18 protein-coding genes and 3 tRNA genes are annotated in these 16,450 nt (G+C 45.4%); 5 read left to right on the top strand and 16 right to left on the bottom strand.

Going from position 1 to position 16,450, the window contains the following annotated elements; genetic code table 11:
* Window positions 1-141: 141 nt before the first annotated feature.
* The 3 genes from ACIFQN_RS17775 to ACIFQN_RS17785 are packed head-to-tail and all read left to right on the top strand — an operon-like array spanning window position 142 to window position 1,436.
* Entirely contained in the window at window positions 142-711 is a 570-nt protein-coding gene (locus ACIFQN_RS17775; RefSeq protein ID WP_429834361.1) for a TetR family transcriptional regulator, read from the top strand.
* A gap of 60 nt (window positions 712-771) precedes the next feature.
* Entirely contained in the window at window positions 772-1,119 is a 348-nt protein-coding gene (locus ACIFQN_RS17780) for a DMT family transporter (protein WP_429834362.1), read from the top strand.
* 2 nt (window positions 1,120-1,121) lie between these two features.
* A complete protein-coding gene (locus ACIFQN_RS17785) occupies window positions 1,122-1,436 on the top strand; it encodes a DMT family transporter (RefSeq protein WP_429834363.1) in 315 nt (104 codons plus the stop codon).
* A gap of 289 nt (window positions 1,437-1,725) precedes the next feature.
* Here the strand turns inward: ACIFQN_RS17785 and ACIFQN_RS17790 are convergent.
* The 12 genes from ACIFQN_RS17790 to ACIFQN_RS17845 all read right to left on the bottom strand — a co-directional run bounded on the left by ACIFQN_RS17790 (window position 1,726) and on the right by ACIFQN_RS17845 (window position 10,447).
* Window positions 1,726-1,799, bottom strand: a tRNA-Gly gene (locus tag ACIFQN_RS17790).
* 36 nt (window positions 1,800-1,835) lie between these two features.
* Window positions 1,836-1,917 (bottom strand) — tRNA-Leu (locus tag ACIFQN_RS17795).
* A gap of 42 nt (window positions 1,918-1,959) precedes the next feature.
* Window positions 1,960-2,044: transfer RNA gene (locus tag ACIFQN_RS17800), tRNA-Tyr, on the bottom strand.
* A gap of 98 nt (window positions 2,045-2,142) precedes the next feature.
* Window positions 2,143-2,454: a hypothetical protein gene (locus ACIFQN_RS17805; protein WP_429834364.1), complete on the bottom strand. Its 312-nt coding sequence runs from the start codon at window positions 2,452-2,454 to the stop codon at window positions 2,143-2,145.
* A gap of 83 nt (window positions 2,455-2,537) precedes the next feature.
* Window positions 2,538-3,104, bottom strand: coding sequence for a thioredoxin family protein (locus ACIFQN_RS17810; protein WP_429834365.1), 567 nt, complete (start codon window positions 3,102-3,104; stop codon window positions 2,538-2,540).
* A gap of 43 nt (window positions 3,105-3,147) precedes the next feature.
* Complete coding sequence (locus tag ACIFQN_RS17815) at window positions 3,148-3,321, bottom strand: YycC family protein (RefSeq protein ID WP_429834366.1); 174 nt, start codon at window positions 3,319-3,321, stop codon at window positions 3,148-3,150.
* A 376-nt stretch (window positions 3,322-3,697) separates the two neighbouring features.
* Entirely contained in the window at window positions 3,698-3,895 is a 198-nt protein-coding gene (locus tag ACIFQN_RS17820) for a hypothetical protein (protein WP_429834367.1), read from the bottom strand.
* Window positions 3,896-4,067: 172 nt separating this feature from the next.
* Entirely contained in the window at window positions 4,068-4,604 is a 537-nt protein-coding gene (locus ACIFQN_RS17825) for a TlpA family protein disulfide reductase (RefSeq protein ID WP_429834368.1), read from the bottom strand.
* Window positions 4,605-4,627: 23 nt separating this feature from the next.
* Window positions 4,628-5,338 carry a cytochrome c biogenesis CcdA family protein gene (locus ACIFQN_RS17830; RefSeq protein WP_429834369.1) on the bottom strand — a complete coding sequence of 237 codons (711 nt, stop codon included), beginning with the start codon at window positions 5,336-5,338 and terminating at the stop codon, window positions 4,628-4,630.
* A gap of 272 nt (window positions 5,339-5,610) precedes the next feature.
* Complete coding sequence (locus tag ACIFQN_RS17835; protein WP_429834370.1) at window positions 5,611-6,840, bottom strand: efflux RND transporter periplasmic adaptor subunit; 1,230 nt, start codon at window positions 6,838-6,840, stop codon at window positions 5,611-5,613.
* Window positions 6,841-6,868: 28 nt separating this feature from the next.
* On the bottom strand, window positions 6,869-9,982 hold the full coding sequence (locus ACIFQN_RS17840) for an efflux RND transporter permease subunit (protein ID WP_429834371.1): 3,114 nt from the start codon (window positions 9,980-9,982) through the stop codon (window positions 6,869-6,871).
* Between the two features lie 78 nt (window positions 9,983-10,060).
* A complete protein-coding gene (locus tag ACIFQN_RS17845) occupies window positions 10,061-10,447 on the bottom strand; it encodes a MarR family winged helix-turn-helix transcriptional regulator (protein WP_429834372.1) in 387 nt (128 codons plus the stop codon).
* A gap of 215 nt (window positions 10,448-10,662) precedes the next feature.
* On the opposite strand from ACIFQN_RS17845, the gene ACIFQN_RS17850 reads away from it, so the two are divergent.
* Together ACIFQN_RS17850 and ACIFQN_RS17855 are read left to right on the top strand one after the other, a co-directional pair.
* Complete coding sequence (locus ACIFQN_RS17850; RefSeq protein ID WP_429834909.1) at window positions 10,663-11,859, top strand: sensor histidine kinase; 1,197 nt, start codon at window positions 10,663-10,665, stop codon at window positions 11,857-11,859.
* A complete protein-coding gene (locus tag ACIFQN_RS17855; RefSeq protein WP_429834373.1) occupies window positions 11,856-12,539 on the top strand; it encodes a response regulator in 684 nt (227 codons plus the stop codon). The genes ACIFQN_RS17850 and ACIFQN_RS17855 overlap by 4 nt, the downstream gene beginning before the upstream one ends.
* On the opposite strand, the gene ACIFQN_RS17860 is transcribed toward ACIFQN_RS17855, so the two are convergent.
* The 4 genes from ACIFQN_RS17860 to ACIFQN_RS17875 all read right to left on the bottom strand — a co-directional run bounded on the left by ACIFQN_RS17860 (window position 12,445) and on the right by ACIFQN_RS17875 (window position 16,369).
* On the bottom strand, window positions 12,445-13,029 hold the full coding sequence (locus tag ACIFQN_RS17860) for a hypothetical protein (protein WP_429834374.1): 585 nt from the start codon (window positions 13,027-13,029) through the stop codon (window positions 12,445-12,447). The genes ACIFQN_RS17855 and ACIFQN_RS17860 overlap by 95 nt on opposite strands.
* Before the next feature lie 227 nt (window positions 13,030-13,256).
* Entirely contained in the window at window positions 13,257-14,777 is a 1,521-nt protein-coding gene (locus ACIFQN_RS17865; RefSeq protein ID WP_429834375.1) for a two-component system sensor histidine kinase NtrB, read from the bottom strand.
* Between the two features lie 315 nt (window positions 14,778-15,092).
* Entirely contained in the window at window positions 15,093-15,383 is a 291-nt protein-coding gene (locus tag ACIFQN_RS17870) for an antibiotic biosynthesis monooxygenase family protein (protein WP_429834376.1), read from the bottom strand.
* A gap of 77 nt (window positions 15,384-15,460) precedes the next feature.
* Window positions 15,461-16,369 (bottom strand): hypothetical protein, encoded by a 909-nt coding sequence (locus tag ACIFQN_RS17875; protein WP_429834377.1) that lies wholly within the window; start codon window positions 16,367-16,369, stop codon window positions 15,461-15,463.
* Between the last annotated feature and the right edge of the window lie 81 nt (window positions 16,370-16,450).

The raw sequence follows: 16,450 nt of genomic DNA on the forward strand, positions 1-16,450 counted from the left end.
AAAATTTCACACAGCCGCATCTTGAATGAGCGAAGCGATTCTGCCAATCGGTAAGGCTTGTCATTGATATGGAGGTTGACTTACATCCATCCTTCTGATAAAATGAATGATAATCAGTCATTTCGGTTGGAGGTTCTGCAAATGGACAAAAAAGCAAAGATCGTTCAAGCGTCAATCGAAGTTTTTAAAGAAAAAGGCATTGAAAAAACAAAAATCGCAGACATTGCCCAAAAAGCGGGGATTGCCCATGGAACGTTCTATCTTTATTTTCCCTCCAAGCTTTCTGTCATGCCTGCCATAGCGGAGCAGATTGTTTTGCAGTTCATGAACAAAATTGAAGCCACTGTTTCTATCGAAGACCCTCTGCAAAAACAGCTGAATCAATTGGTCGATGCCATCTTTCAGGTGACGGAAGAATTTCGCGATGTTTCCGTACTTATTTACGCAGGGCTTTCAACTACAGCGCATATGAGCCAGTGGGAAACGATTTATACTCCGCTATACGATTTGGTCGCTTCTCTGTTAGAAACGAATAAAAACCGCCAGCTTGTTCGCGAAACAATTGACCCCGCTCATACAGCCAAATTAGTGATTGGACTTATCGAATCTGCTGCGGAGCAAGTGTATTTATATGCTGCGTACAACGTTCAAAATGAAGCGAACCAGAAAGCTGAATTGCTGACGTTCCTAGAACATGCTTTACGTCCGTGAAGTATGTTTTTTCTCGAATGAAAATGACTGATTATCATTCATTAAGGAGTGTGTGAGAAGATGAATAAATATTGGAAATATGTAATCTTCACGTGTTTGCTGGAAATGGTGTGGGTTTTTGGGTTTAGTACGGCTGTAGCTTCATGGCAGTGGGCACTTGTGGTCGCTGTGATTTTCGTCGATTTTTATTTTCTGACAAAGTCCTGTGAAGGGTTGCCGACAGGAACCGTCTATGCCGTATTCGCTGGGGTCGGATCGATCGGGACGGTTGTCATGGATGCCTTTTTATTTGGTGGAACGATGAACTTGCTTACCTTGCTCTTTATTGGGTTGCTTGTAACCGGCGTCGTTGGCTTGAAGCTGGCCGATAATAAAGCCGATAACAAAGTGAAAGAAAGGGTGCAATAATAATGGGTTGGGTATTTGTTATTTTTGCTGCAATAAGTGAAATCGTTGGTGTTGTAGGATTGAAGCTGTTTAGCCAAAAGAAAAATATAAGCAATGGCGGTTTATTCGCTGGCGGGTTTGCCCTGTCATTTACTTTCCTTTATCAGGCATTTGGCTACTTGCAACTGAGTATTGCTTATGCCGTATGGATTGGGATTGGTACAGCAGGTGCCGTACTTATCAACATGATTTTCTTCGGAGAGTCGAGAAACGCCGCTCGCATTTTCAGCTTGCTGCTAATCATTATTGGCGTTACAGGTTTAAAGCTTGTTTCCTAATAGACAGCAAGCAGTACCCTACGATGTCAGCAGTATGACTTGACGCATTACAGTGGCTCAGGGTCCATTGAAAAATCGATTCTCATGATAGAAAGAGAAAGGCAACGGAAACATGTCCGTGTATGCCCTTCTCTTTTCATGTTTCTTGAGAAATTCGAGGTGTATAAGATCCCCCCTCCCTGGAAAACCACCTCAAAGATGGTTTTCTGGAACTGCTGTATTCAGCAATTACCCCCAAGGGTGAAAAAGAAAAAACCTTGCAGCGACAAGGTTTTCAAAGGTTAATCTATGGAGCGGGTGATGGGAATCGAACCCACGCCGCTAGCTTGGGAAGCTAGAGTTCTACCATTAAACTACACCCGCAAAACGGGATTCCTAGCTTATTGATTATGTAAGTAGTGGTGCCGGTGAAGGGACTTGAACCCCCACGGTTTCCCTCACGATTTTGAGTCGCGCGCGTCTGCCATTCCGCCACACCGGCATATTGTATTGCTATTCTAGCACACACTTGATAAAAAATCAATGGTGGGGAGAGACGGATTCGAACCGCCGAACCCGGAGGGAGCAGATTTACAGTCTGCCGTGTTTAGCCACTTCACTATCTCCCCAGCTTATGGTGCTAGATTGTTTTGATTTTCACTTCATGTAATTAGAAGCGACATTTATTAATTTATCATGAACACATATTTGAGTCAATAGATTCTCTCTATTCATTTTCTCTCTTTTTCAGGATTTCTTGTGCCCATTCATGAAAAACAGCGAGAGCTTGCGCTATATCTGGAAAAGTGAGTTCTTCTTCACAGGCGAATTCCGGGAACTCAAGAATCCGGTTCTTGCGTATCCGCACACTCTCTTCCTCACACTTGATCTCCAAAAAATAGGGAACTGATTCATCAATCCCATAGCTATTTTCTAAAAACTCGTATGTGCGCACCCATTCTAAAATGCGAACCTCCGATGCTTTTAGCCGCAATACCTGCTCCAAAGACATGATCGTTTCATTTCCGTAGTAATGCATATGGTTCAGCCTTTCTCCAAGAAAACGGACGGAGTCTAGGCTCCGCCCTTTTCTTTCCATGTTATTCTACGTGTTTCGATGAATTAAATAGACGATAGCAGTTCTCGTAGTTCACTCACAATTACGGCTTGATAACCTGGGCCATCGCCGTACTGCTCAAGCATTTCCGCACGCGCCACTTTGATTTTCTCATCGTAGTCTGGGGCATTTCGATCTGGATTTTGCTGTTTAAATGCAATCATGACCTCTTGCACATGCTTAGGACGTGGTCCCCACTTTGCAAGTACATGTCCGCCAGTATCTGCAAAAATGACAACTGGAATAGCACGACCGCCCATCGTCAGAAACTCATCCATGAAATCCAAATGATCTTCCATGACCAAAATCTCGACAGGCATTTCTGTATCTTTCAAGGCATGCAGTACAACTGGGAGATTGCGCACAACATCCCCGCACCATTCTGCGGAGAGAATTAAGCAGCGAAGATCATCGCGGTGCGCTAGAGAGGCAAAAAACTCCCGATCCTCCTCATTGGTCCAGGAGAACGCTTCAGACCATTTCTGATACTCTTCCTGATTTTTTGTCATCCCCTCAACAAAAGCTTGTGGTTTTAATCCAGTACGAAACTTATGGGCCACATTCGTTGACATGTGTAAACCTCCTATGTATCGTTATGTCCTTTGATATGCCGGCTTACTCTTGTTTGTCAGGCGTATTGTTATCACTTGCTTCTTGCTCTTGCTTGGCAAGTTCCATCATTTTTTGCAACAGGATGTGCTGGGGCATATGCATGAGGCGTTCTAACGGAACGTTCAAAGCTTCAGCTAACTTAACCGCTGTATCAGGTGATATTTGCAAAGGTCGCACAGTAGACCTCCTTCCTCATCCAAAAGTCCGTCTCTTCAGTATAATACAAGGGTCATAAACCTGCCAGAGTACCTAACGTATTATCTTAATGTTATCTGTAGTCCCTTGCTCATAAACTGTCGCGATTTTCTCCCGGTGGTCCATCCGACTGAAATATAATTTGCTCAACCCAGTACGAATGAAAACACCGCCCATGCAAAGCAGCATCAGGTAAGGTTTCCCCGAAGTCAGCAGGCAATGTACGTAACAATCGGATTTGTTCACGCAGGAGGCGGCGCACATGTGTTTCGAAAAAAAGAATAATCTCTCTACATAACGAACGAGAGAGATTATCCAATTTATCGGGGCACTTACCTTATTCTTCCCGATTCTAAAACTATGTTTGCCGTTTCGTGAGGATACAAGGAACTCCGAATCCTATTTTTCCGGGCTGGGACATTTTTTCCAGATATGCCAACCCCCGAGCACACTGCTGCTTGCATACTTGACAAGTAGATGATGTGACGATTTTCAAATTCATTTGATTCGGATGCTGCCGTGTATTTTTCTTCTTCGCCTTCTTCGACTTGGCCATCCGTTCCCCTCCCTTGCCCTAGTTCACTCCAGTCTATGAAGGAGAACAATCTTACTCTTTAGGCGAACGTACAAAACCCGTCTCTGACCAGAAAATGGGCCTTGCACGAACAAGGATGACCAAGAAAAAGCCACTGATTCTGTTCGAATCAGCGGCGAATGACCGACAATGTCTATGAAGGTTTTTCAGTTAACAGCTGTCGTAATTCCAATTCCAGCGTAGAGGCATCTATCATCCCGATAATTTTTTTGCGTACTACGCCATTTGTGTCGATCAAATAAGTGGTAGGAAATGCCTGAATCAGATAGCGGTTCGATACAGTTCCGGCCACGTCCATCGGTACAGGAAATGTAAGTTTGTACGATTGTACAAAAGCGCTCGCTGCTTCAGGACTATCGCTGCTGGTGACATTAATGCCATACAGATCAACCTGTCCACCGTACTTTTCATAGATCTTCTGCAAATCAGGGGCCTCCATACGACAAGGTCCACACCACGAAGCCCAGAAGTTCAGAATGACGGGCTTGCTTCGCTTTCCTTCTACCTTGTACGTCTGGTTGTCTAAGCCGGTCAAAGTGAAATGGGGTGCTAGAAATCCTACTTCCGGTTTTTGTACATCTGCTACAACTGCGGCAGATTCCAGTGGATGATCCCAGACAGCATAGCCCACTCCCACCGCAATCAGTACCGCCAGCAACAGCTTTTTCATCTCGTCACCTCTGCACTACATGCTTAGAATCCCGTAAAGCCGCCGAACAACTGGATCAATACACGGGTAATATCAGTTAATTTGTCTGTGTACAAAAGCACACCAAACAAAATCATGATTCCCCCGCCCACTTTCATAAACTGATCCGAATACTTGACAATTGCACTTACCTTACTAATGAAGAATGTCATCACGAAAAACGGAATGGCAAAACCAAGCGTGTACGCGAGCGTATAAGTCAGTGCACGCGAAGGATCTGTCACACCCATGACTATAATCCCGGAAAGAATAGGGCCAACACACGGCGTCCATCCAGCAGCGTAGGTCATTCCAACCAGTATGGACCCAGTATACCCTAATGGACGTGATTTTAAATCGACCTTGAACGACCGCATCATCCAATCCATTTTGAACACCTGCAGCATAACCAGACCGATGATCACCAATAAAATCCCACCAAGCTGGCGAATGAGGTCCTTTTGATTGACGAACAAGCTGCCAATCCACGAAGTAGAAAGTCCTAAAGCGATGAAGATAATGGAAAAGCCGATAATAAAAAACAACGTATGTAAGAGAGCTTGTTTTTGAAACACAGCTCTTCCCTTTTTCACTTCATCCACGGTAACACCCGTTATGTATGACAAGAAAGAGGGGTACAACGGCAAGCAGCACGGGGAGATAAACGAAAGAAAGCCTGCTGCAAAGGCTAGCAAAACGGAAAGGTTTCCAGTCATAATTACCTCCGAACGTTTTTTTCATCCACTATATTCCTTATTGTAACGAATCTTGCCCTGCTTCAAAAGTAGCCCCGACACTTTGTCTTAAATCCGTGACATTTGAGTTTACGTAATATTTATTATGTATCCTCTTTGGAGTGCAATGTAAAACACCTCATACTCATTCTTACGTGGTCAACCTTATTTTTTTCCTACACATATTAGAAAACTCGGCAAAAAAGAGGCGGAAATGCATCCGCCTCTTTCGCTTCTACACGCAACGGTTCTATTTATTTCTGAATGCTAATCTTGCTGCCATCTTGCAAGAGTGTTTGACCTTTTACAACAATCTGATCGCCTGCTGCCAAACCATTAGTGATTTCGACTAAATCGCTTGACGATTTACCTGTCGCCACCTCAGTCAGCTTGGCGGTCTCACCTTCCAGCTTGAAGACGTATTGTTTACCATCCCGATCGAATACAGCTTTACGTGAAATGACCAACGCGTTTGTTCCTCCAGATGTTGCGGAAGGGAACGTGACATTAACCACCATATCGGACTTCAGCTCATTCGATGGATTTGGAATCGTAATTTCAATCGGATACGCCTTTAATTGTGAATCCATTACCGGACTAACAGCCGTTACTTTTGCCTCGATTGTTTTATCCGTAGAATTAACGTTCACTTTCACGACCGTACCGACTTTCACTTTGGTAATATCCGCTTCGGACAAGTTTGCTTTCACCAACAGTGGATTGGTATTGACGATCACAACAACAGGCTGCTGACCAGACATTTGACCAACTGCTCCATTCACACTAGAGACAAATCCGCTGATCGGTGCGGTGACCGTTGCGTTAGCCAATTGTTCACGGGCATTCTCCAAGCTAACTAACGATTGATTGACTGATGCCTCTGAAACTTGCAGTCCTGTTTTTTGCTGAGCCGCTTGCAGGGACTGCTGCGCATTCTCATAGGAGGTCTGAGCAGTGGTTAGCTGGGAGTTTGCTTGCTCCATCTGTTGAGCAGATATCGCTCCTTGGTTAAACAATTGTTGCATCCGTTGCTGGTTTGTCTTGGCATCTGCCAATGCTTGCTCAGCCTGTTTCAAACTGTTTTTGGCTTGAACCAGCCCTTGGTCCGAGCTGCTTCCTGTTTGTTTGAGATTTGCCTGCGCTACGCGATAAGCAGCCTCAGTCTGTTTCAGGGTGTTCTGTAAATCTGTTTCATCGAGCTTAAACAATAGTTGCCCTTTTTCCACATGTTGTCCAAGCTTCACGGGAAGCGATGTAATCTTTCCGCCCATCTTCGGTGAAATTTGGACTTCTTCACTTGGCGCTAGTTTGGCAGTGATTCCTGATTCTGAACTGACAGAACCGGTATTTACCGTCTCTACTTGTACGGGTGTAACGGACTCCACATTTTCCGTAGGCGGGGCTGCCGCTTGCGGGTTGGAGCACCCTGCCACCAGAGTAACGGCGAGTAACGCCAGTATGACGGGTTTTTTGCTTATGTTCATAAATGTCCCTCCTCATCCCACAAACGTCTTATGATTCCAAAGCGGGAACGGTTTTCTTTTCTTTCTTTTTGCGCTTGCTGCGAAACTTCTTGCCCATATCATCGAACCACGAAGCCACAACAGGTACCAGTACCAGCGTGATCAAGGTAGCAAAGCTCAGACCAAAAATAACAGTGATGGCCATTGGCGCTTGGGTTTCTGTACCTGAACCGCCTGCAAAAGCAAGTGGTCCGATCGCTAAAATCGTAGTCAATGTCGTCATCAGAATCGGACGCAGACGAATAGGTCCAGCATGAAGAATCGCATCATGCAGCTCCCAACCTTTTGCACGTAATTGATTCACGTAGTCGATCAATACAATCGCATTATTCACAACCAACCCGATCAATAGAATGTATCCGATGAATACAGATACACTGATAGTGGTTCCCGTCACGAGCAGGCCCAAAAGAACCCCTGTGACGGTAGGTGGAACAGAGAACATGATGATAAATGGACTGTAAAGAGATTCAAACTGCGCAGCCATTACCATGTAAAGAAGCACGACTGAAAGGATAATCGCCAGGCCAAGGCTGCCAAATGATTCAGCCATATCTTCGCTTTGTCCGCCAAATTCGACCTTGTATCCATCAGGCAGGTTCAATTTATCTACCTTGGCTTGAATGTCCGTTGACACTGAATTCAGGTCTCGACCAGCCAAATCACTCGTCACTTTTACTTCACGAGTCAAGTTGGAGCGATTAATCGTCAGTGGCACGTCAACCTTGCTAATGGTCGCTACCGAACTCAGAGCGATCTGCGCTCCACCAGGCGTGGAGATACGCAAGTTGTTCAAGAAGTTAATATCTTCCTGATAATTCTCAGGCAGTTTCAGTTTAATGTCAATCTCATCGTCCCCTGTGCGGTATTTCGTTACCGTTTGGCCTTGGAACGAAGTACGTACACTAGAGAGAATTTGTCCTGTAGACAATCCATACAGGCTCGCTTTTTCAGCGTTTACCTTCACTTCGAATTCCTGTCTGGATTCTTCCAAACTGGTCGTAACGTTGCTTGTTCCTGGTACGTTTTCTACTTCGCCTTTGATGATGCTGCTGATGTCTTTGAGAACATCCAGATCATCACCACGAACAGTCATCTCAATCGGTGATCCGGTAGACATGCCTTGCGCCGCGCTTACTTTGATTTCAGGACCCGGAATTGGTTTCAATTGCTCCTGCAGGTCCATAACGATCTCATCGGAAGAACGTTTGCGTTCAGTCACATCCACGAGTATCAGGGTAATCGTCGCCTGATTGGAGGACAAGGTGCTCGCAATAGGGGAACCGTTGCTGCCAATCGACGTTGCTACAATATCTTTTTCTGGTACTTTATTTACAATCTCTTCAACTTGCTTTGCTACCTTCTCCGTCTCAGCCAAGACGGTACCATTTGGCATTTTGATGGAGACGCTAATTTGTCCCTGGTCCATGCTCGGGATGAATTCAGCCCCAATCAGCGGTGTTAGCGCGAGTGAGCCGATCATCATGATCACTGTCGAGAACATCACTGTCTTTCTATGTCCCAAAGCCCATTTCAATAGTTTTTGGTATCCTTTTTCTACCTTACTGAAACCGATGTTAAACCAGGTAACAGGGTTGATCCCTCTGTAGTTTTCATGATTCGCATGGCTCGGTACTTTTTTCAGAATGCGTGAGCTGAGCATCGGAACCAGCAAGATCGAGAATACGAGTGCTGCGATATGGGAGTAAACAACTGTCAGCGCCAAAGGCCCGAACAGCTCGGATGCAATACCTTCTGTCAGAGCGATCGGCAAGAACACGCAAATTTGCGCAAGTGCGGAAGCCATAACAGCGGTTCCTACTTCTTTGGAACCAACCAACGCTGCTTCCATCATACCTTTGCCTTGTTCCCGTTGTCGGAAAATGTTTTCCAGCATAACGACAGCAAAGTCAATTAATGAACCCAAGCCGAGCGTCAACCCTGAAAGTGAAATCAGGTTGATCGTCTGTCCTGTCATATACATCAACAGGAATGTAGCTATGACCGATACGGGCAGAACGATGATCGCTATCAGCATCGATTGCAAGCTGCCCAAGAAGAAGAACAGCAAAATCATACCAACCAAACCACCCAACAGGGCATGTTCAGCAGTGGTATAAATCGAATCTTTAATGTAGGTAGAGGTATCAAGCGTCGTTGTGATCTGCATGTTTTCGGGCAGATCCTTCTTGATCTTCTCCAGCTCTTTTTTCACTGAGTCGGCTACTTCGATCGTATTGCCGCCGGATGCTTTTGTGATCGAAATACCCAAGCTAGGTTTACCGTTCACATAACTGAGCTGGCTAATATCTTCAAGCGTATCCTGTACATCTGCCACATCGCTTAAACGAATCGAGTTCCCGCCAACGGAAACAGGGGTCATCGCGATTTGGTCTACACTCGCGAACTCACCTTGCACACGGATATTTAGTTTTCCGTCCCCTTCCCGTACAGCACCAGCAGAGCCTGAAAGGTTGCTGCTAGCCAGTGCCTGCTGCAGCTGATCAAGTGACAGCCCATAAGCCGAAAGCTTGGCTGGATCCACCACTACATTGACTACTCGGTCCTGACCGCCGCTAATGGAAGCAGCCGCAACACCGTCAATCCGTTCCAGACGGGATTGAATCAGATCTTCAGCCATTTCTTTTAATTTGTTAACATCCTGGTCGCCCGTTACAGCAAACTGAATGATCGGTTGGCTATTTGGATCAATGCGTAAAACGCGGGGTGCTCTTGCTGAATCAGGTAATGCTCCTCGAACCTGATCCACTTTTTCGCGGATGTTCAGCGTAGCTTGGTCCAAATCAGTTCCCCAGTTAAACATGAGGATAACCTGAGATGCCCCTTCAATCGAAACCGAGGAAATGCTGTCTAGATCCGCTACCGTACCTAACGCATTTTCTATCGGTTTTGTGACCAGTTTTTCTACTTCACTCGGAGATCCGCCGTCAACGGATGTAACTACGACGGCTACCGGAAAATTAAGCTCCGGCATCAAATCAATCGCCAAGCGAGGGAGAGAAACAAAGCCAAAAATAATCATCGCCAAAGTCAGCATGATCATTGTGACTGGCCGCTTAATCGACAGTTCAGAAAAATTCAATTCCACTCACCTCTTCTTTTTGAAAAACTCGGCTTCGCCTTCGTAAAATGTGGCTGAAACCGCAGCTGCCCCAAATGATCAGCTAGTCAGTTCTTTCTTTTGTGATAACAACTCATGTAACGCCTGAAGAGATGAGATTGCGCGAGCATCATCCAACTCCATCCCCTCCTGGTCGGATATACGCTCAGTCAGCGAAACCCACACGATTCTGCGATCTGTTTGATCCCGAAACCTGCGTACCAGATTTTGCTGCTCCAGCCTGCTGATTAACCCAGAAGTCGTACTGTAAGAAAGATCGGCGGCCTTGCTTATCTCTCCCATTGTTTTTGGACTTTCCCCAATGTGTTCGAGAATGAGAACTTGCTGCCACGTTATTTCATCGGTGTCCAATACTTTCTTTGAAAGCGATGAGAACAAGGCACCTGCTCCCTTCAGAAACTTTGCCAGCTGAATCAGTTCTTTCATGAAAGCCTCCCCTTGCATTCACTCATAAACACAGACTCATCCTTACAAATCTCCCCATTTGACTTCTTCATTTTACCTATAGTCGTACGAGGAAAAGTCTATCAGATGGTTGATTTAAACAAGGACGTCGTCTATCTAGAGATAGATGACATCCCATGCTAAAATGAAACTAAGCGAATACCCGCCGGAGAAAGAAGGATATCTCTTTGCAAAAAATGACTGTAAAAGCGATTCAAAAACGTTTACTCATCATCTGGTTTTCTGTATTGATTGTGTTAGCCCTGCTTCCGGATTCGTTTATGCGCGAGACTCCGTTGCAATTTACTATAACGATTGTACTATTCTTTTTTTATATTGTGGTCTTTTGGATGTCAAAAAGGAATTGGAAGCCTATCCAGTTTGAGCTAGTTACTATCTTCCTCGGTGCTGTCGCCCTCTTGAAAGGTCTATGGGCTGGCAACGATGGTTTTGGGCTCATGCTCCCTCTGGCTGTATTTATCGGTTTTCACATTGAAGGCCGCAGAGCGCTTGCCTACGCTACCTTTTTCTGTACAGCGACAACATTGTTTTTGTATTTGGATCAAACCATAAAATTTACGCACATCATTCCCTTTATCCTGACCTACGTGGGTTGCTATATCGGTGCCAGAGGATATCGGATCCAAAATGAAGCCTACAAGATCAATCAATCTCATCTGGTGGAATTGCAAAAGGCACATACAGAGCTGCAAGAAGCACATGACCAATTGCAAGAGGCTACTATCCATACCCTGCAAGTAGCCGTATTGGAAGAGCGCACGAGAATTGCACGTGACATTCACGATGCATTGGGACATAGTCTTACTTCGCTCATCGTACAGCTCCACGCCCTGAAGTACATGATCCAGGATGGTCCTGAGCATGCGCAGGAAGCGGTCCGTAACATGCTGGGAGTAGCCAAACAAAGCCTGGAGGAAATACGTTCTTCCGTGCATACATTGGCGATGGACAAAACTTCTTTGGGATTGACTCCACTGCGTGCGCTTTTGTCACAGGCAGAGAAACATACAGGAATTAAAATGGAGCTGATTTCATCCGATTTGGATATCCCGCTCTCACAAGAATTGACTATCACTTTTTACCGGATTTTACAGGAAGCGGTTACAAATTCCTTGCGACATTCAGATGCAAAAGAGATTCAGGTTGTCATCGAGCAAAAAGAACAATCTTTGCTCCTTTCCATTCGAGATGACGGGAGCATTTCTTCAAAAACAAAAATTAAACCGGGGTTTGGACTAACTGGCATAGCGGAGAGAATCAAGCAGCTAAATGGAACTCTGAACTATTTTGTTCGTGAGCCACACGGCTTTCAACTCGATATAAAAATTCCACTGCAACCAAGTGAAATCGTAGAAAGGAGCATGCGCTCATGACAGATACACAGAAACCAAATGCCATTCGCGTGGTGCTCGTGGATGACCAAACCATGATACGTCAGGGGCTGGGTTATGTCATTCAAATGCAGCCTGACATGGATGTAATAGGAGAGGCATCGGACGGGGACGAGGCGATCAAGCTCGTCGGATCCCTCACACCGGATGTTGTGTTAATGGACGTACAGATGCCAAATAAATCGGGCATTGACGCTACGAGAGAAATCATGCTTCTACATCCTAGTGTAAAAGTTCTGATCCTCACCACGTTTGACAATCATAATTATGTAGTAGATGGCATTCGCGCCGGTGCTGTCGGCTACATGCTAAAAGATGCGGACTCTCAGGAAATGTTGGATCTTATTCGCCGTGCCTATCAGGGTGAAGCTCTTTTTCATACCGTGACGGCGGCAAGGGCACTGGCAGAAGCACTGCAAGTGCAGCGAACCGTTCCCGAGGTGAAGAACAATCCCCCCATTTTGCTGGACGATTTGACAGATCGTGAACTGGATGTTCTACAACAAATCGCCTACGGATACAGAAACGATCAGATTGCCCAAAATCTTTTCATCTCCGAAGGAACCGTTAAGACCCATGTTCACCGCATTCTGCAAAAAATGGGTGTGGAGGATCGGACCCAAGCGGTCGCAAAAGCTTTACGTCATCAATTGGTAAAATAGCCAGACTAGTAGAAGCCCGACTTATGTATAGTGGAATGCTTTGTCCGTTCTCTTGATCGGAATAAAAGCATACGCCTTCAAGGAATGAGGTCTCTCGGAGGGCTTGAACAACAACTGCGACAGCTTTATCCATCTGGATTACGCGACAAGTAAGTGTCAGGCCTTGCCGGCTGTCATCTCCCCCATTGCAATGCCCATTCCCTGTCCGTCCTAGGCAGTCGTCCAGGAGTTGCTCGATCGTATATCGAAACTCCATGTCCGACTCTTTGAGATTCGGAAATTGCACTGTCAAAGGACGCAAATCAGCGTTCGTTACTTCCATATACCCCTTTTCCTTCATCTCGTCGGCCCATTCTTGCAAAACCTGATGGGTCCTCCCCTCTACTTGATCGGCGAGAACTGCATAATGATCACCTTTTTCCCCTACCTGTCCAAAATGTACGGTATAGAGTTGCTCTTTTTCCTCATACCAACCCTCCCAAAATCTCAACTCCTTTTCTCCCTTTTTCAGTAAGCGGATCACTCCTGTTCAACTCCCGTTCACCTTTTTTGTAAATTATTCCACCAGGCGACACCCTTTGACAAGAACTTACAAAAAGATTGATTCAAAAGACTTGCAACTTTTTTTCATACAGGACCATTAACCTATCTAAAACGGAAAAAAAGACGGCCGCTTGTTCCGTCTTAAGACTTATCTATTTGAATATCGCTATCTATTCAATTTCGAGAAAGAGGTAAGCGAATTTCAAATCGCGCACCATGTAGCTTTGGAGAGTTGTCCGCATAGATCTCTCCTCCGTGATCTACAATGATCCTCTGGGTCGTGGACAAACCCAATCCAGTTCCTTCCTGTTTGGTCGTATAGAACGGAACAAACAGGTTTTGCTTGCAGACTTCGGAGAGCCCCGGTCCATTATCTTCTACCGTAATGACTACTTCATTAATTGACGCAAACACAGTGACCAGTACCAGATTGCCTTTGGTCAGCAATGCTTCGAATGAATTTTTCAAGATATTTAAAATGGCTTGCTTGATGCGTGGACGGTGTCCAAACACATGCCATTCTCCTTGCGCTAGCTGAAGCTCCAGATTAATTCCACGACGATTCGCCTCTGGCTCAAGTAATCGAAATACCCCATAAAGCTCGTCCAACAACAGGAATCGTTCAGAGACAATGTTATCATCTCTGTAACGGGCAAGCACGAGCACATCGTTTAAAAGTCCATCGATCCGTTCAATTTCTGTTAAAATGACTGAAAAATAAGAATCATTACGGCTTGACTCGCCTTGCTCTCTTAACAATTGGATAAAGCCCTTGATGGATGTAAGCGGGTTCCGAATTTCGTGCGCCATTCCCGCTGCTAATTGACCAACGGCTGCCAGAGCTTCGCGTTTACTCAGTTCCTCTTCGTACCGTTTACTTTCCGTAATGTTTCGCAGCACACCAATAGCACCCCACAGTTCCCCTTTGTGATAAATGGGACTGGTACTAACGGTAGTCCACTTTCCATTGTACTCCGCAACATAATGGCCAGATTGCCCTTTTTCCACGACCCATTGGAGAAAACGCTCACTGTCGTGTGGTCGAAATGCTGCGTCAATATTTTTACCGATGACCTGATTGCGTTCAGCACCAACCAGCAGACTAAGTGCATGATTCGCCTCGATTACCGTTAAATCACGATTAATCATCAATACTGCGATATCACTAGACTGCAGAACTAGTTGAACGAGCTCCTGTTCGGCTACTTCGGCAATATTCTCGGCGTGTGACGGGATGAAAAGAGTGTCCTCTACAGCTTGCCCTTGATCCGTTTGGTGGAAAACCTTTTCGATCAGAGCCATCATATGATCAGCTGCTTTGAAGATCAGTAGCTGTGCGATTAAAAATTCTTTCTGCTCCCTTTCCGCATACAACAAGGAGGAGGTATCTTTGTTCATTTCATCCACAATGATATCTCTGCATGTCCGAATACTTTTCAGCACATACGACAACCGTACTGCACAATTCGAACAATAAAAGGCAAATTCCTTACTTTCTCGATCCAAAGAGGATATATCTTCCGTCTCCACAATGTCAGCCAATCTTCGAATGAAATTTACAAGGAAAGCCTCAGTTTTTTCTCGTGTCTCAAAAAATGAAACAGAGATGTCAGTATCATCGTAAAGACAAGAAAACGTTTTAGCTGCTAGTGCAGCCGCCAAATTTGTAAGATTCTTACGTATTCGATTTTTCAAATCGCTCTGGCTCCTTTTCCTTCTTGCTTCAGTGAGGCTTTTTCTTCCAAGTATGTAATCATAATGCTTATATTATGGACGTAAATACCGCAAGAAGTAAAGCAGGGTGATAGCTCCGTTTTGGATTATCACGCCCTTCATTTAATAGGATAAAAAAATCGTAGTCCTGCAAATGGGAGGTGTTTAATCGGAAAGCGCTTACGTCGTATCTCTCTTAATCATATCATGATTGCGCGAAAAAATGTTAAAAAATGTTTATTATTCAATGATTGCAGAAAACGGCACCTGCCCCGTCGAGGGACAAATGCCGCTTTTTTAGGAATGTGCCTTCACTGTGTAATTGCGCAAATCAGATTTTACCGGGCTGTTTTGATTCGTTCCGGCATGTGCTCGTTTAAACGCTTCGCTTTCTGTCCACGCTTTGAAAGCTTCTTCGTCTGTCCACTTGGTAAAGACCACATACTCATCTCCCTCGGATGGAGCCAGGAAAAGAAATTCAAGAAAGCCTGGTACGTCCTTCATTCGCTCGCCGCCCCCACCAAACGCCCGTTCCAAGTGTGATTGATAATCTGCTGGTACTGTCAGTCTATTCATAGATACATACATTTCTTGTCACGTCCCTTCCATTGTTTTACTCTTCCATTATACATCTTCTCTAGCAAAAACCCAAAACCGCAGACGCATTAGTCACGTCTGCGGTTCCTTTGCTGTTCTAGCATGATATCCATGAGAAGCATGTCTTGCAAAGGATCTTTGGGCTCAGTTGTGAGCAGGGCTGCGACGGCTGCCATAGCACATCGGACGGATTGGAAAGAATAGAAGGCATCGCGTTCGGCTTCACTAAATAAGGACAAGTCAGACCTTTCCTGAACCGGGTAAGGAAAATCCGTCTCTACTCCTGCACGATCCAACACGATCAAAGCCTGCTTGATCGCGAGCAGAGCGGCACTTACACTGATTCCGTATTCTTTGCGAAGCTCATCCCAGACTTGAAAAGCGGATTTTTCCACCCGCTCTTGGTTAGGACGTGTAATAATTCCCGTCTTACGCCCCTCTTTTAACAACCAGTCAACAAATATATCATGCCTTGGTGGAAACGCATACACTTGCAGCGTCATTTCCAGCTCGGTCGGATAATCTTTGGCAAATCGAGCATGCGCCAGGGCCATCTCGTAGCGGCGCGAGGGATGACCAGGTACGGTTACAAAAACTGTATCTTGCCGAACAGCCGCTATCTGCAACTTGGTTCGGGCGGGAATTCTGCCCTGCGGTGCTTTTTCCCTGCGAATATTTCCCGGAATGAGCTCCGTACCAAATTGATGGTATTCCAACGGTGAGTCAATCCAAGGTATTGGCTCGCGCGAACGGATTTCGTACAGTCCGTTAAAGGTTACCCACTCACCTGGGCGCCGCTGGCTGCGAATCAGTACAGAGTGAATCTCATCTTCAGGAGGGACATCCGTGTCTTGATCATCTGGTGCGGGATGCAACCGCCTGTGCTCGATAAGTACGCAATCATTCATCAACAGACGTTCTAGCAATTCACGTTTGCTGACCCATTCATATCCAATCCGGTAAATCCGATTTTTCATCGGCTCCACCTCCTTTTGGTCGCCAAATCATACACGGTAGTGTTTTATTAAAACTACCATATGTATTTATCGCCCTGTCCG

The sequence above is a fragment of the Brevibacillus sp. NRS-1366 genome (assembly GCF_050467985.1).

Coding starts and splice junctions, on each gene's coding strand:
- ACIFQN_RS17875 (WP_429834377.1), bottom strand. CDS start 16,369: ATGAAAAATCGGATTTACCGGATTGGATATGAATGGGTCAGCAAACGT.
- ACIFQN_RS17820 (WP_429834367.1), bottom strand. CDS start 3,895: ATGGCCAAGTCGAAGAAGGCGAAGAAGAAAAATACACGGCAGCATCCG.
- ACIFQN_RS17785 (WP_429834363.1), top strand. CDS start 1,122: ATGGGTTGGGTATTTGTTATTTTTGCTGCAATAAGTGAAATCGTTGGT.
- ACIFQN_RS17845 (WP_429834372.1), bottom strand. CDS start 10,447: ATGAAAGAACTGATTCAGCTGGCAAAGTTTCTGAAGGGAGCAGGTGCC.
- ACIFQN_RS17825 (WP_429834368.1), bottom strand. CDS start 4,604: ATGAAAAAGCTGTTGCTGGCGGTACTGATTGCGGTGGGAGTGGGCTAT.
- ACIFQN_RS17780 (WP_429834362.1), top strand. CDS start 772: ATGAATAAATATTGGAAATATGTAATCTTCACGTGTTTGCTGGAAATG.
- ACIFQN_RS17830 (WP_429834369.1), bottom strand. CDS start 5,338: ATGACTGGAAACCTTTCCGTTTTGCTAGCCTTTGCAGCAGGCTTTCTT.
- ACIFQN_RS17835 (WP_429834370.1), bottom strand. CDS start 6,840: ATGAACATAAGCAAAAAACCCGTCATACTGGCGTTACTCGCCGTTACT.
- ACIFQN_RS17810 (WP_429834365.1), bottom strand. CDS start 3,104: ATGTCAACGAATGTGGCCCATAAGTTTCGTACTGGATTAAAACCACAA.
- ACIFQN_RS17805 (WP_429834364.1), bottom strand. CDS start 2,454: ATGCATTACTACGGAAATGAAACGATCATGTCTTTGGAGCAGGTATTG.
- ACIFQN_RS17870 (WP_429834376.1), bottom strand. CDS start 15,383: ATGTATGTATCTATGAATAGACTGACAGTACCAGCAGATTATCAATCA.
- ACIFQN_RS17855 (WP_429834373.1), top strand. CDS start 11,856: ATGACAGATACACAGAAACCAAATGCCATTCGCGTGGTGCTCGTGGAT.
- ACIFQN_RS17850 (WP_429834909.1), top strand. CDS start 10,663: ATGACTGTAAAAGCGATTCAAAAACGTTTACTCATCATCTGGTTTTCT.
- ACIFQN_RS17775 (WP_429834361.1), top strand. CDS start 142: ATGGACAAAAAAGCAAAGATCGTTCAAGCGTCAATCGAAGTTTTTAAA.